Source organism: Janibacter cremeus (assembly GCF_013409205.1).
GTDB lineage: Bacteria > Actinomycetota > Actinomycetes > Actinomycetales > Dermatophilaceae > Janibacter > Janibacter cremeus.
The window spans coordinates 2,279,129-2,292,530 of record NZ_JACCAE010000001.1 but is presented as its reverse complement, the minus strand read 5'-3'; the positions used below and the strand labels follow the sequence as shown (position 1 = coordinate 2,292,530).

Genomic DNA, 13,402 nt, shown 5'->3' with positions numbered 1-13,402 from the left:
GCTTGTCGCGCCGTCAGGCAGCCCGCATGCGGCTCACCTGCCGACGCGCGATGCGATCAGCGACGTAGGCGGCGTCGCGACCGACGCCGATCATCTCCCCGGAGCTGAACGCGTACTGGAAGGCCAGCCCGCAGAAGTACAGACCCGCAACGTCCTCGACGACACCTCGGTACTCGACCGGCCAGCCGTCCTCGGTGGTCACCGGGAGGTCGATCCACGAGTGGTCGTGGTGCCAGCCGGTGGCCCAGACGACACCGGCGACGTCGAAGGTTCGCCCGTCCGCCAGCTGCGGTAGGCCGCCCGCCGAGGCCCCGACGACGTGGTCGTCGACCCACTCGACCCCGGCCTCGGCCAGGTGGTGCGCCTTGATCCGCAACTGCGGTGCACCGTGGTGGCGCATGACACCGAGCATCTTGCGTCCCATCGGCGTCCGTCTGGTCAGCACGTGCTGGAAGGCGAACTCGAGGACGGGGAAGGCTCGCCGCATCCGCCACGTCCCCCACTCGAGCGGGACGTTTCCGTGGACCGGGCCGACCAGCGTCGTGTCACGTCCTGCCCCCAGCTCGAGGGCGATGTCCAGCCCGCTGTGGGAGGCGCCGACAACGAGGACCGGCCCCTCCGGCAGGTGACCGGGACCGTGGTACGCGCTCGAGTGCACCTGGTGGATGGACCGGGCGAGCTCGGTGGCGAAGGGAGGCAGGTTGGGTCGCTCGCCGAAGGTCCCCGTGGCGACGACGACGGCGTCACAGGTGATCGAGCGTTCGGCAGTCTCGTCCAGATCGACGCGGAACCCATCGCCCTCCGCCGCCAGCCGGCGTACCCGGCTGAGCAGGCGCACCGGCAGCTGGTGGGTGAGCGCATACAGCTCGAGGTAGTCGGCCATCTCGTCCTTGGTCGGGAAGGCCCATGGGTCTCCGGGGAAGGGCAGTCCGTCCAGGCCGCTCCTCCCGGCGGGGGTGAACAGGCGGAGGCTGTCGTAGCGTCGTCGCCACTCGTCACCGATCCGGGCGTTCCCGTCCAGGACCAGGCACTCCACCCCCTTGCGCCCCAAGTGGTAGGCGGCCGACAAACCTGCTTGGCCTGCGCCGATGATCACTGTCTCCACGTGTTGTGTCTGCATGATGTCCTCCTGGGTCTCGGTCCGTACCCATCACGCTATGGACGTCGGGACACCGCGGCATCGGCCGCAGTGCCCATTCGCCGGCGGCGGCCTGTGGGTGGTTGTACCCACGGGCTGCGCTCTACTCCTCGCAGGTGAGCTCCCCACCCTCGGGCAGGCTGCCGTGAGCCGGTACCTCTCCACGTCGGAGTCCACGCAGACGAGTCTCGTGGGACCGGCATGACGTGCACGGGGCTGATGGATCCGCTGGCACAGACATCACGCATCGCTGCGCCGGATGTGACCGCGCCGGGTGGGCAGCTCCGGTGCCCATCCCAGTTCGGGTTGGGCCTCGTGGGCGGAGTCCAGCCGTGATGCCAGCCGACCCGCCCACGTCGACGCCGTCAGACCGTGCGCGAAGACGCTGAGGAGCACGGTTGATGTCGCCACCGCGAAGATCGTCTCTCCTGCCTCTCCCCCGACCTCCTCCAGGACGAGGAGTGCGAAGAGGATCGACGCCAGCCCCCGGGGGCCGAACCAGCCGAAGAACATCTGGGTCTCAAGAAGTGTCCTCGACCCGAGCATCGCCGCGAGAACCGGCAGCATCCGCACGACGGTCAGCGAGAGGATCGCGTACAGGGCGATCTGCCAATCCAGATTCCCGAGCAGCGGGCCGACCAGCACGGCCCCGAACACGACGAAAGTCACCGCTGCGAGGAGCTCACCCTCCTCCTCGGCGAACTCCTGGACCCCCGCACAGTGGTCCCGAGCCACGTGCCCGAAGGCGATACCGGCGATGAACGCGGCGATGAAACCGTTGCCGCCGATGAGGGAGGCGGCGCTGTAGGCGAGCACCGCCACCGACAGGGTGGCGAGCTGACGGTAGGTCCCCTGGATCCGTCCGGTCACGACCGCCGAGTCGAGCAATCTGCCGCCCACGATCCCGGCGATCAAGCCCGCCGCAAGGCCGAACCCGACCTCCCGGGCGGCCAAGGACACCCAGTCCCCGGGACTACCGGCCTCCTCGGCGACCACGACGGCGATGAGCACCGTGACCGCAGGCACGGCAATGCCATCATTGAGGCCGCTCTCGACGTTGAGCGTCTGCCGCACCCTGGGCGGCAGACGTGGGTCTCCGACGACGGCCTGGCCGAGCGCCGCGTCGGTAGGAGCCAGCACGGCGGCCAGCAGCGCTGCGCCGGCCCAGCCGAGGTCCGGGAAGGTCCACGCGCCGACCAGAGTCCCGGCGATGACGGTCAGGGGAAGGCCGATGCCCAGCAGCCGCACCGGCAGTGTCAGCTCACGCCGCAACTCCCGCAGGTCGATGCGGACGGCGTCGCTGAACAGCACCAGCACCAGCGTCGCCTCGACGAGGACTGTCACGGCCTCGCCCTCGATGGCCAGATCAAACCACCCCACGCCACCCGTGCCGACGAGCAGACCCACGCTGGTGAAGAACATCGCGGAGGTGAACGCCGACATGGCCAATCGCCTGGAGACCAACGCGTAACCCAGCACCGCAACCGCGACGAGAAGCAACTCCAGCATCGCCTCACCCCGTCACCGTCTCGTGGAGAACCGTCGCACCCGTCGACCGTCGCCATTGTTTCACCATCGCCGCCGACTCCAACGGCCCACGAAGACCTACGTCACGGGCTCGATGTCACCCGGCTTCCACTCTCCGTCGAACCAGGACTCGAGCGGGCCGTAGAGCCTCAAGAGGACCCACCACGACTTGCCGGTCAGGGTCTGGATCCAGTTCTCCGGATGGGACCCGGGTGCCTCGGGGCCGAAGAACAGGTCGACGGAGCCATCCTCGTTGTAGGTCAGGTCGTCGCGCTTGTTGTTGCGGCTCGGGAACGCCTGATCTGTTTGCAGCTCCGAACGACTCTGGGTGTCGTAGACCACCACGGACCAGAAGTCCGCCGCCGGGACATCGGCCGGCACGTTCAGACGGTAGGCGCGTCCGCCGTCCAGCACATCGCCGCGAGCGTCCAGGGCCGCGTACGCGTACTGGGACCCACGCCCCACGAGCTTCATCGCCATCGCGGGAGTGTTGACGGTGGCGACATAGAAGAAGGTGGTGCGGGCGTCACGGTCTCGCCCACCTCGACCGTCTTCATTCAGCCAGCGATGGTCGCCACCGGGAAAGGTATTCATCCACTGCCGGTCCGCGAAGTAGGGAGCACGCGGATCACGATTGCGATAGATGAGGGTGCGGGCCGTGGCGTTTCCGACCGCGGCGGCCTCGGTGAGGATTCTCGTCATGCGCGCATCGGGGGCGAAGGGCTTGTCCTTGTGGATCCCGATGGCGGCGAGCGCGCCACGGGTCTCGAGGTCGATCACGTCCACCGGCTCGCGGGCAATGACTCGAGCGACCTCGTCGTAGAACTCGGCGTCGCTGGCGTGGATGGTGTTCATCACCGCCTCGGAGAAGGAGAGGAACTCCATCTCGGGCGGGCGATCAGCAGCCTGGAGGGGGTACACACGCAGACCGGAGCGAAAGTTCTCCACCGCCGCGTCCGGCTTGCCTTCGACGAGAAAGCCCCGGAGGATGAGCCAGTTGACCAGACTGGGCGACCTCGCCACGTGGTAACCGTCCGGGACGGGTCCGTCGTGGTCCGGGGGCAGGATCAGGTATGAGCCGCCCGCCCCACGGTCCGGGCCCGGGGCACCCATGTCGACCACGAAGCGGAACCACGCATCGTTCACGGTCCCGGGACCGCAGCCGGGCGGGATCTCGACGACGGTCGGCCCGTCCCGACCGAGGTCCAGCACGACCGAGGCGTACACGGTGTCGGTGTTGCCGGTGAGGAAGAGCGGGTTGGCGTCCAGCAGTCGCTCGGTGATCGCGACCTTGTGGCAGGAATCCAGTCCCACGGAGACCATGCCGCTGGTCAGCGCCTCGAGGGAGGCCGCCGGGATGCAGTTGAGGTAGACGTCAACGCCGCGGAGGAAATCGAGGTGGTCGTACACCGTGGCGGCCGTCTCCTCGGTGGGCACGCCATCGAAGAAGTCGAAGGTTCCGACCCGGGTCTCGACGTGGTCCGGCGTGGTGATGTTGGCCGGCACCGCGGTGCGGCCCGTCGGCAGTGCTGTGCTTTCGCGGCTCATCTGGATGCTCCTCGCGGCAGAATCGGGGTCTCGCCAAGGATGTCCCGGCCGCAACGATCAACACATCACTCTCTTCGAACGAGCTTCACCTGCGCCGCGCAGCACCACCGACCGTCCTCGTCTTCTCCCGGCCCGGCGTCCCGTCGTCGACGGCGCCGACCGTTCAGTCGCAGGTCAGCTCCCCGTCTTCGGGCAGCTCACCCGTGAGCCAGTACTCCTCCACGGCGGAGTCCACGCAGTCGTTGCTGCGCATGTACGCCGTGTGCCCGTCGCCCTCGTGGGTGATCATCGCCGAGTTGTCCATCTGCTCGTGCAGCCGCACGGCCCACTCGTAGGGCGTGGCCGGGTCGCGTGTGGTGCCGACGATGAGGACCGGATCGGCTCCCTTCGCCTCGATGCGGCCGAGACCGTCGACCGGTGGGACGGGCCAGGTGGCGCAGACAAGGCCCTCCCAGGCGAGGAAGGTGCCCCAGATGGGCGCCTTCGCCTCGACCTCATCGGCGACCTGCTGCCACTGCTGCGGGTCGGTGTCGACACCGTCGTCGAGGCAACTGACCGCGGGCAGCGCCTCCATGATGTTCGAGGTGTAGGTCCCTGATGGGTCACGTCCGGCGTACGTCATCCCCAGTTGCATCAGCGCACTGCCGTCTCCCTGCTCGACTGCGACGAGTGCGTCGGTGAGCATCGACCACATGCCCTGGTCGTACATCGCCTGGGCGATGCCGACGGACGCCCACCCCTCGGTCAGCTCGGGGCCACTGCTGGTGGGCACCGGGTCCTGGTCCAGGTCCTTCAGCAGTCCCTCGACCGAGGCGAGGACCTGCTCCTGCGTCGTCCCGAGGGGGCAGTCGTTCGCGACGCAGTCTTGCGCCCACCCACGGGTGGCGGTGTCGAAGCCCCTCGCCTGCCCGATCGCGGCCTCCATGCCGGTCAGGTCGGTCGGGAAGACCCCGTCGAGGACCATCCGGCCGACTCGCTCGGGGAAGAGCTGCGCGTAGGTCGCCCCGATGGTGGTCCCGTAGGACTTGCCGAGGTAGGTCAGCTTCCCGTCGTCGAGGGTGGAGCGCAGCACGTCGAGGTCCTTGGCGACGTCCTGGGTGGACACGTGCTCGATGAGCTCACCCGTTCCCTCCTTGCACGCCCGGCCGAAGTCGATCGACCGCTCGACGGCAGCCGCCCGCTCCGCCGCGTCGTCCGGCGACGGATCGCTGCCCATCCACTCGTCGAGCCCGGCGTCGCTGACGCAGTCAACCGGCTCCGAGCGCTGCACACCCCGGGGGTCGAAGCCCACGACGTCGAAGTGCTCCCGGATCGACGATCCGACGATCTGGTCCGCCGCGGCCGCGTAGTCCACCCCCGAGCCACCCGGACCGCCCGGGTTGACCACGAGCGACCCCGAGGCCACCCCCTTCGCCGGGACGCGGTTGACCGCGATCTCGATGGTCCTGTCCTCAGGCGCGGACCAGTCGAGGGGCACCTCGAGGCCGGCGCACTCCCCTGCCGCGCAGTCGCTCCAGGCCAGCTCCTGCTCGTAGAAGCGCTCCAGCCCGTCGGTACCGGGCGGGGGTGACTGGTCCCCACCCGCCAGGCCGGTCGGCTCCGGGCCCGGCGTCAGGAGCGAGCATCCGGTGACCGGCAGCACGAGGGCGGCGAGCGCCGCGGCGAGGCGAAGGCGGTGTCTTGAGGTGCGACGGAGTGGGTCCCACGCACCGCGTGGGCGCCTCGAAAGGGGGGCGCGGCCGGGCGAGAGCATGTCGCCGACGCTATCGCGGTAGTTGCAGCCCGACGGCCATGGCCTCCAGGGCGAGCAGCGGCGCGCCGTTGGCGCCGATGCGCTCTCGTGCAGTGGCGATCTCCTCGATCGCCAGGAGCAGGCCCTCGGCACTGAAGGCACGGGCGACCTCCTCGATGATCGGGCGGGCATCCTCGTTGACCAACGCCACCGGTGTGCCGGCATGCAGGACGAGCGCGTCGCGGTAGACCGACATCAGGTCGACGAGGGCGCGGTCGATCATGTCGCGGGTGAAGCGGGTGGCGCGGGTCTTCTGCTCCTTCTCCAAGGAGTTGATCTGCGCCCGGATGTGCGGCGGTTGGGTGCGTGCGCTCGGGTCGGCGCCGAGCGTCTCCAGCAGGCGCGCCTTCTCTTTCGTTGCCCGGGACTCCAGCGTGCGGTCGCGCTCCTGCTCGGCGATCTGCAGCAGGTCGGCCGCAGCACCCACGGCATCGGAGACGCCACGGATGCGCGAGGCCATCGTGATGGTGTCGCGGCGGCGGATGCGGGCGCCCTCGTCCGTGGCCAGACGCTTGGCCAGGCCGATGTGGCTCTGCGCAGCCCGGGCCGCGTAGGTCGCCATCCCCGGGTCGATGCCGTCCCTGCGCTGCAGCAGCGCGGCGACCTCTGCCACGGGTGGAGTGCGCAGACGCACGTGCCGCGAGCGCGAGCGGACGGTGATCAGCACGTCCTCCAGACTCGGAGCGCACAACAGCCACACTGTGCGCGGGGTGGGCTCCTCGAGGGCCTTGAGCAGGGCGTTGCCGGACTGCTCGGTCAGTCGGTCGGCGTCCTCGACGAGGATCACCCGGTAGCGGCCCACGCTCGGCGCGCGTCCGGCGAGCTGGACGAGCGCCCGGGTCTCGGCGACACCGATGGACAGCGCCTCGGTCGCGAGCACGTCGACGTCGGTGTGCGTGCCGTCCAGGGCGGTGCGGCACTCGCGGCACTGACCGCACCCACCTCTCGGGCACAGCAGCGCGCCGGCGAAGGCCCGTGCCGCAACCGAACGGCCCGACCCGGGCGGCCCGGTGAAGAGCCACGCGTGCGTCATCGACGCGGGCTCGCTCACGGCCCGCTGGAGGGCGGCAACCGTCTGCGGCTGGCCGATGACGTCCCGCCAGATACCGGGGGTGGTGGCGGTGGCCGTCACGCCAGACCCTCCTGTGTCACGCGCTCCCACACCAGCCGGGCGACCTCGTCCGGGGTGGCGGTGCCGTCGACGACGAGGTAGCGGTCGGGCGCCGACTCAGCCAGGGCGAGGAAGTGCCCCCGCACCGCAGCGTGGAAACCGTCTGCCTCCGACTCCATCCGGTCGTGGACAACGCCGCGGCGGCGCCTCCCTTCGCCCGGGTCGATGTCGACCAGCACGGTCAGGTGCGGGACGAGCCCGTCCACCGCCCAGTCCTGCAGCTGCGTGACCTCGGTCGCGCCGAGGTCACGGCCGGCGCCCTGGTAGGCGATGGCGGAGTCGGTGTAGCGATCGGTGATGACCACCGCGCCGTCCTCGAGCGAAGGGAGGATGACCTCCTCGACGTGCTGGGCCTTGTCGGCTGCGAAGATCAGCGCCTCGGCCCGCGGGGTGACCGCCTCGCCGTGCAGGACGAGGTCGCGCAGCGAACCTCCGAGAGCGGTGCCGCCCGGCTGGCGGGTGACCACGACCTCGCGACCGACCCCCTGGAAGGCCTGCGCCAGTCGCCTGGCCTGCGTGGACTTGCCGGCTCCGTCGCCCCCTTCGAAGGCGATGAAGGTCCCCTCCCGTGCAGCCACCCTGCGAGCCTATGACACGGCGAGGACAGCGCACATCGAACCTCCGGGCAGCCACCCGACCAAGATCACGATCGGATCTCGATCCGCGAGTGTGCTTGGACGGGCAGCGTGGATGCGCATATGTGTGGGGCGACCCGGAACGCCCCGGGATGAAAGGACCGCATGGGAGACTTCGTCGCCGATCGTTGGCAGGACATCCTCTACCGAGCTTTCCAACACCTCTCCCTCGTCGTCCAGTCGGTTGCCCTGGCAGCGATCATCGCGATCCTGCTGGCGGTGCTGGTCACGCGCGTGCCGGCCCTGAAGCCGCTCGCGAACTCGATCAGTGCGATCGGGTTGACCATCCCGTCCTTCGCCCTCCTCGGCCTGCTGCTGCCGCTGGTCGGTATCGGCGCGCTCCCCTCGATCATCGCGGTCGCCTTCTACGCGACCCTGCCGATCCTGCGCAATGCGGTCGTCGGTCTCTCCGAGGTCAGCCCCACCCTGCTGGAATCGGCCCGGGGCATGGGAATGAGCTCGATGACGCGCTTCGCCCGGGTCCAGCTGCCCCTGGCGTGGCCGGTGATCATGACCGGCCTGCGAGTCTCTGCGCAGATGTCGATGGGCGTAGCCGCCATCGCCGCCTACGCCCTCGGCCCCGGCCTGGGCGGATACATCTTCACCGGCCTGGCGCAGATCGGGGGCGCCAACGCCCTCAACTACGCGCTCGTCGGGACGCTCGGGGTCGTCGTCCTGGCGCTGGTTCTCGACGCAGCGTTGCTCGTCGTCAGCAAGCTCACCACCTCGAAGGGGATCCGCGCCTGATGTCCACCACCACCAGCGACCACGCCGCACCCCGCGACGACGAGTCCTCGTCCACCGTCAGCGGGGCCGAGATCGTCTTCACCGACGTCGTCAAGACCTACCCCGGAGGCGACGCTCCCGCCGTCGACCACCTCAGCCTGACCGTGCCGGCCGGCGAGATCGCCATGTTCGTCGGCCCCTCCGGGTGTGGCAAGACGACGACCCTGAAGATGATCAACAGGCTCTACGAGCCGACTTCGGGCACGATCACCATCGGCGGCGAGGACATCCGCTCGAAGAACGCCACCGAACTGCGCCGCACCATCGGTTACGTCATCCAGGGTGGGTCCCTCTTCCCGCACATGACCGTTCAGCAGAACATTGCGCTCGTGCCGGGTCTGCTGAAGTGGGACAAGCAGCGCATCGCTCGGCGCGTCGATGACCTGCTCGAGCTGGTCGGACTCGATCCCGATCGCTACCGGGACCGCTTCCCCCGCGAGCTGTCGGGGGGACAGCAACAGCGTGTGGGTGTCGCACGGGGGCTCGCCGCGGACCCGCCGGTGCTGCTCATGGACGAACCCTTCGGGGCGGTCGACCCGATCACCCGTCAGCGTCTTCAGGACGAGCTGATGAGCATCCAGGAGGAGGTGCAGAAGACGATCGTCTTCGTCACCCACGACATCGACGAGGCGATCAAGCTCGGCGACCGGGTCCTCGTGCTGCAGGAGGGGGCGCAGATCGCCCAGTACGACACCCCGACGAACATCCTCTCCGCGCCGGCGAACGAGTTCGTCGAGGACTTCGTCGGCTCGGGCTCCTCGCTCAAACAGCTCAGCCTCGCCCGGGTCGATGAGCTCGAGCTGCTCCACCCGGTGACCGCCTCCGTCGGCGACGACGGAGGCACCGCCGCCGAGGCGGCCCGAGCCGCCGGCCAGAGGGACGTCATCGTGCTCGACTCCCGGCGCCGTCCTGCCGGCTGGTACACCCTCGGTGAGGCCACGCGCCTGGGTCGCCTACCCGCACAGTCCCCACGCGAGGAGCCCACACCCGTCGACCGCCGAGCGACGATCAACGACGCTCTCGACACCATGCTCGCGAGCACCCACGGCGGCGTGCTCGTCACCGGACGCCGTGATGAGTTCGTCGGCGTCCTGACCTTCGGGGCGGTCACCGAGTACATCCAGGCGACCGCGCAGGACGCATCCTCATGAGCCAGGCAGCGGAGGAGACCACGGGTGGGGCACCTGCCCCGGACACTGGTGTCGAGGACCGACGGACGACCATCGGGCTGATCATCGGACTGCCACTCCTGTGCGCCGTCGTCCTGGGCGGCTGGGCGATCTGGCGCTCGACTGCCGACCTGGACGACATCGAGGCACGCCAGCTCGCGTGGGGCACGATCCTCGACCTGACCCGTGAGCACATCGTCCTGACCCTCATCTCCACGGTCGTCGTCCTCGTCACCGCGATCCCGACGGGCATCCTGCTCACCCGCCCCCGACTGCGCCGCTTCGCCAGCCCGATCACCGCCTTCGCCAATGCCGGTCAGGCAGCCCCGGTCATCGGAGTCATCGTCCTCCTGGCGATCTGGCTGGGGTTCGGCACGAGCACCGCAGTACTCGCCCTGGCCATCTACGCCTTCCTCCCGGTACTGCGCAACACCATCGTCGGCCTGGAGCAGGTGGACCAGACCCTCGTCGAGGCTGCTCGAGGGATGGGCATGTCGGGGTTCGACGTGCTGCGCCGGGTCGAGCTGCCTCTGGCGCTGCCGGTGATCATGGTCGGGGCGCGCACCGCTCTGGTGCTCCTCGTCGGGGCCGCGAGCTTCGCCACCTTCATCAACGCCGGTGGGCTCGGCGCCCTCATCGTCACCGGCATCTCACTCTTTCGCTACCCCGTGCTCGTCAGCGGCGCGCTGATCATCGCCGTGCTCGCCCTCCTCATTGACTGGGCCGGCCGCGTGCTCGAGCTCCTGCTCACCCCGAAGGGCACCTCATGACTCCCCGCCCTCCGCGGACACCCGAGCCGAGCCGACCGACACGGCGCGCCCTGCTCCTGACCGGCGCCGGCATCCTCGGCCTCGGTCTGACCGGTTGCGGGCTCGGCACGAGCGGTGGCTTCGTCCCCTCCGGGCAGGCCGCCGGACCCATCGCGGACGTCGACCTGTCCGGAGCGAAGATCGCCGTGGGGTCGAAGGAGTACACGGAGCAGCTCATCCTCGGCAAGCTCGCCGTCATCCTGCTCAGTGCCGCAGGTGCCGACGTCACCGACCTGACGAACATCCCCGGCTCCTCCAGCGCGCGCCAGGCAATGCTCGAGGGGCAGGTGCAGATGCAGTGGGAGTACACGGGCACGGCCTGGATCGCCTACATGGGCGAGAGCGAGCCGATCCCGGACGAGCAGAAGCAGTACGAGGCGGTCCGGGACCGGGATCTGAAGGACAATGACCTCGTCTGGTTGCCCCCCGCTCCGATGAACAACACCTACGGCTTCGCCGGCCCCCGCGAGAAGCTCGAGGAGCTCGGCGTCACCAAGCTCTCCGACCTGGGCAAGGTGCCCAAGGATGAGCTGACCTTCTGCGTGGAGTCGGAGTTCAACAACCGCAACGACGGCTTCGTCCCGATGCTCAAGACCTATGGCCTGACGAAGGGCAAGGACTTTCCCGAGAACAACGTCAAGGTCCTCGGCCAGGGTGCGATCTACCAGGCCACCGACGACGGCCTGTGCACCTTCGGTGAGGTCTTCACCACCGACGGGCGAATCAAGGCCCTCGACCTCCTCGTCCTCAAGGACGACAAGGGTTACTTCCCGAAGTACAACGTCGCGCCGGTGCTGGCGAAGTCGGTTGTCGACCAGTTCCCTCAGGTGGCCGACCTCTTCGCGCCCGTGACCGACAAGCTCACCAGCGACGTGATGATCGATCTCAACGCCAGCGTGGACGTCGACGGCGAGGACGCGGCTGACGTGGCCTTCGCCTGGCTCGAGGACCAGGGTTTCATCACGGGCTGACCTCTCCTCCCTGTCGGCGCAGCTCGAAGTCGCGCCGGGGATAGGTTGGCTGGCATGGCTTTCACCGACGAGACCGCCCGCGCCCTGACCACACGTGCCCTCACGGCACAGACCGACGGGCGGGTGCCCGGACTCGCTGCCGGCGTGGCGCGCAGGGGACGGCTGGAGTGGTTCCGCGGGATCGGAACCATCGACCTCGCCTCCCCCGACGACGCCCCTGACGAGGACACCCAGTACGCCGTCGCGAGCAACTCCAAGACGTTCACCGCCGTCGCGATCATGGCGCTGCGTGACGAGGGGAGGCTCGGTCTCGACGACACCGTCGAGGAGCACCTCGGCGACAGCTCGCACGCGGGCGTGAGGATCCGGCAGCTGCTCTCGCACACCTCCGGGATGCAGCGCGAGCCCGTCGGTGACGTCTTCGACACGATGGTGATGCCCACCCGGGAGGAACTGCTCGCCGGCTGGTCGGGCGCAGAGCGCGTCGGCCGTCCCCACGATCGTTGGCACTACTCGAACCTCGGCTTCGCCCTCCTCGGCGAGATCATCGCGCGCCTCGACGGAGGCACCTGGGAGGAGTCGATCCGTCGCCGCATCCTCGACCCGCTCGAGATGACCCGCACCGGCACCGTCCCCAGCGGCCGTCGGGCGAAGGGGTACTACGTCCCGCCCTTCGCCGACGTCCCGATCGAGGAGCCGGTCTTTCAGGCCCGCGCCATGGACCCCGCCGGTGGCCTGCGTTCCACCCCCGGCGACATGGCCCGCTGGGGCGGCTTCATCGCCGACCCCATCGAGGAGGTCCTCTCCCCCGACACCCTCGAGGAGATGTGCCAGCCGCAGGTCATGGCGGACCCGATCAACTGGGTCAGCGCGTGGGGCCTGGGGCTGCAGCTGGTTCGGCACGAGGGCCGCTTCTGGATCGGTCACACCGGTGGCTGGCCGGGCTCGATCACCGGCGTCTTCACCGAGCGGTCCTCGGCGACGACGGGCCTGATCATGATGAACAACTCCGCCCCCGTCCCGCCGGCCGCCGCTGCCGTCGAGATGGGCACCATCGCGATCGAGCGCGAGCCGGTCGAGCCCGAGCCGTGGGAGCCCGGCACCGAGCTGCCCGCCGACCTCGTCCCGCTCCTGGGCCACTGGTACTCCGAGGGCACCCACTTCGTCCTCTCGGTCAGGCAGGGCGCCCTGGCGGCCCACGTCGCCGGCCAGCCGAAGGAACAGCCGCCGTCGGTCTTCGAGCGCGAGGGTGCCGATCGCTTCCGCACCGTCTCCGGTCGGGAGCAGGGCGAGGTGATGCGCGTGCAGCGGGATGCGAAGAGGGAGGTGAGCCACTTCAACTGGGCCACCTACCGATTCGACCGCCGGCCGATGGCCTTCGGCCAGTGGCTGTGAGCGCACTCAGCTCGCGGCGCGCTCCCAGTCCGCGACCGGTCCGCTGACGACCGCGAAGATCGGGTGGGCGCGTGGGTCCTGTGTCTTCAGGTCCACCGCCCAGCCCGGTGAGCGTCGCTCGCACTTGGCGATCAGGTGTCGCCACTCGAGCTGCAGCTGGTCCTCGGCGACGGTCATCCGCAGGGTGGTGTCAGCCTGCGGAACCACTCGGGAACGGTCGAAGCGGTAGCCGCGCCGGTCGGCCTCGTCGGCGAGCCCGAGGAGCCAGGTGGCCACGCCGACGGCCGGGTCGTCCAGCTCCCGAAAGCGCACGAGCTGGGGGTGCCGGGTGTACCCCTTCGTCCGGCCGAGCAGGACGGCCTGCGCGAGCAGTCCCTCCCGCCATCCGGAGACCAGGGCGGCCCGGTCCAGCTGAGCAGGATCAAGACTCCACAGCCGCATGAAGTGAGCGTAACCGGAGC

The 13,402-nt window shown here is 69.4% G+C and carries 12 protein-coding genes; 5 read left to right on the top strand and 7 right to left on the bottom strand.

The window, feature by feature from the left end; translation table 11 throughout:
- Positions 1-13: 13 nt before the first annotated feature.
- The 6 genes from BJY20_RS10870 to tmk all read right to left on the bottom strand — a co-directional run bounded on the left by BJY20_RS10870 (position 14) and on the right by tmk (position 7,754).
- Complete coding sequence (locus tag BJY20_RS10870; RefSeq protein ID WP_185991542.1) at positions 14-1,120, bottom strand: flavin-containing monooxygenase; 1,107 nt, start codon at positions 1,118-1,120, stop codon at positions 14-16.
- A 258-nt stretch (positions 1,121-1,378) separates the two neighbouring features.
- Positions 1,379-2,647, bottom strand: a complete 1,269-nt coding sequence (locus tag BJY20_RS10865; protein ID WP_185991541.1) for a cation:proton antiporter — start codon at positions 2,645-2,647, stop codon at positions 1,379-1,381.
- Between the two features lie 96 nt (positions 2,648-2,743).
- On the bottom strand, positions 2,744-4,213 hold the full coding sequence (locus BJY20_RS10860) for a DUF1254 domain-containing protein (RefSeq protein WP_185991540.1): 1,470 nt from the start codon (positions 4,211-4,213) through the stop codon (positions 2,744-2,746).
- A 163-nt stretch (positions 4,214-4,376) separates the two neighbouring features.
- Complete coding sequence (locus BJY20_RS10855; RefSeq protein WP_185991539.1) at positions 4,377-5,966, bottom strand: alpha/beta hydrolase; 1,590 nt, start codon at positions 5,964-5,966, stop codon at positions 4,377-4,379.
- A gap of 10 nt (positions 5,967-5,976) precedes the next feature.
- Positions 5,977-7,137: a DNA polymerase III subunit delta' gene (locus BJY20_RS10850; protein ID WP_185991538.1), complete on the bottom strand. Its 1,161-nt coding sequence runs from the start codon at positions 7,135-7,137 to the stop codon at positions 5,977-5,979.
- Positions 7,134-7,754, bottom strand: coding sequence for a dTMP kinase (gene tmk / locus BJY20_RS10845; RefSeq protein WP_185991537.1), 621 nt, complete (start codon positions 7,752-7,754; stop codon positions 7,134-7,136). Before tmk ends, BJY20_RS10850 begins: the two co-directional genes overlap by 4 nt.
- Before the next feature lie 162 nt (positions 7,755-7,916).
- Between tmk and BJY20_RS10840 the strand changes: the two genes are divergently transcribed.
- The 5 genes from BJY20_RS10840 to BJY20_RS10820 are packed head-to-tail and all read left to right on the top strand — an operon-like array spanning position 7,917 to position 12,941.
- Positions 7,917-8,558, top strand: a complete 642-nt coding sequence (locus tag BJY20_RS10840; protein WP_185991536.1) for an ABC transporter permease — start codon at positions 7,917-7,919, stop codon at positions 8,556-8,558.
- The gene (locus BJY20_RS10835; RefSeq protein WP_185991535.1) at positions 8,558-9,748 is read left to right on the top strand and encodes an ABC transporter ATP-binding protein; all 1,191 of its coding nucleotides are present in this window, start codon (positions 8,558-8,560) and stop codon (positions 9,746-9,748) included. Before BJY20_RS10840 ends, BJY20_RS10835 begins: the two co-directional genes overlap by 1 nt.
- Complete coding sequence (locus BJY20_RS10830; RefSeq protein ID WP_185991534.1) at positions 9,745-10,536, top strand: ABC transporter permease; 792 nt, start codon at positions 9,745-9,747, stop codon at positions 10,534-10,536. The genes BJY20_RS10835 and BJY20_RS10830 overlap by 4 nt, the downstream gene beginning before the upstream one ends.
- On the top strand, positions 10,533-11,546 hold the full coding sequence (locus BJY20_RS10825; protein WP_185991533.1) for a glycine betaine ABC transporter substrate-binding protein: 1,014 nt from the start codon (positions 10,533-10,535) through the stop codon (positions 11,544-11,546). Before BJY20_RS10830 ends, BJY20_RS10825 begins: the two co-directional genes overlap by 4 nt.
- A gap of 54 nt (positions 11,547-11,600) precedes the next feature.
- Positions 11,601-12,941, top strand: a complete 1,341-nt coding sequence (locus BJY20_RS10820) for a serine hydrolase domain-containing protein (RefSeq protein WP_185991532.1) — start codon at positions 11,601-11,603, stop codon at positions 12,939-12,941.
- A gap of 6 nt (positions 12,942-12,947) precedes the next feature.
- Here the strand turns inward: BJY20_RS10820 and BJY20_RS10815 are convergent, their stop codons facing one another.
- A complete protein-coding gene (locus tag BJY20_RS10815) occupies positions 12,948-13,382 on the bottom strand; it encodes a pyrimidine dimer DNA glycosylase/endonuclease V (RefSeq protein ID WP_185991531.1) in 435 nt (144 codons plus the stop codon).
- Positions 13,383-13,402: the final 20 nt, after the last annotated feature.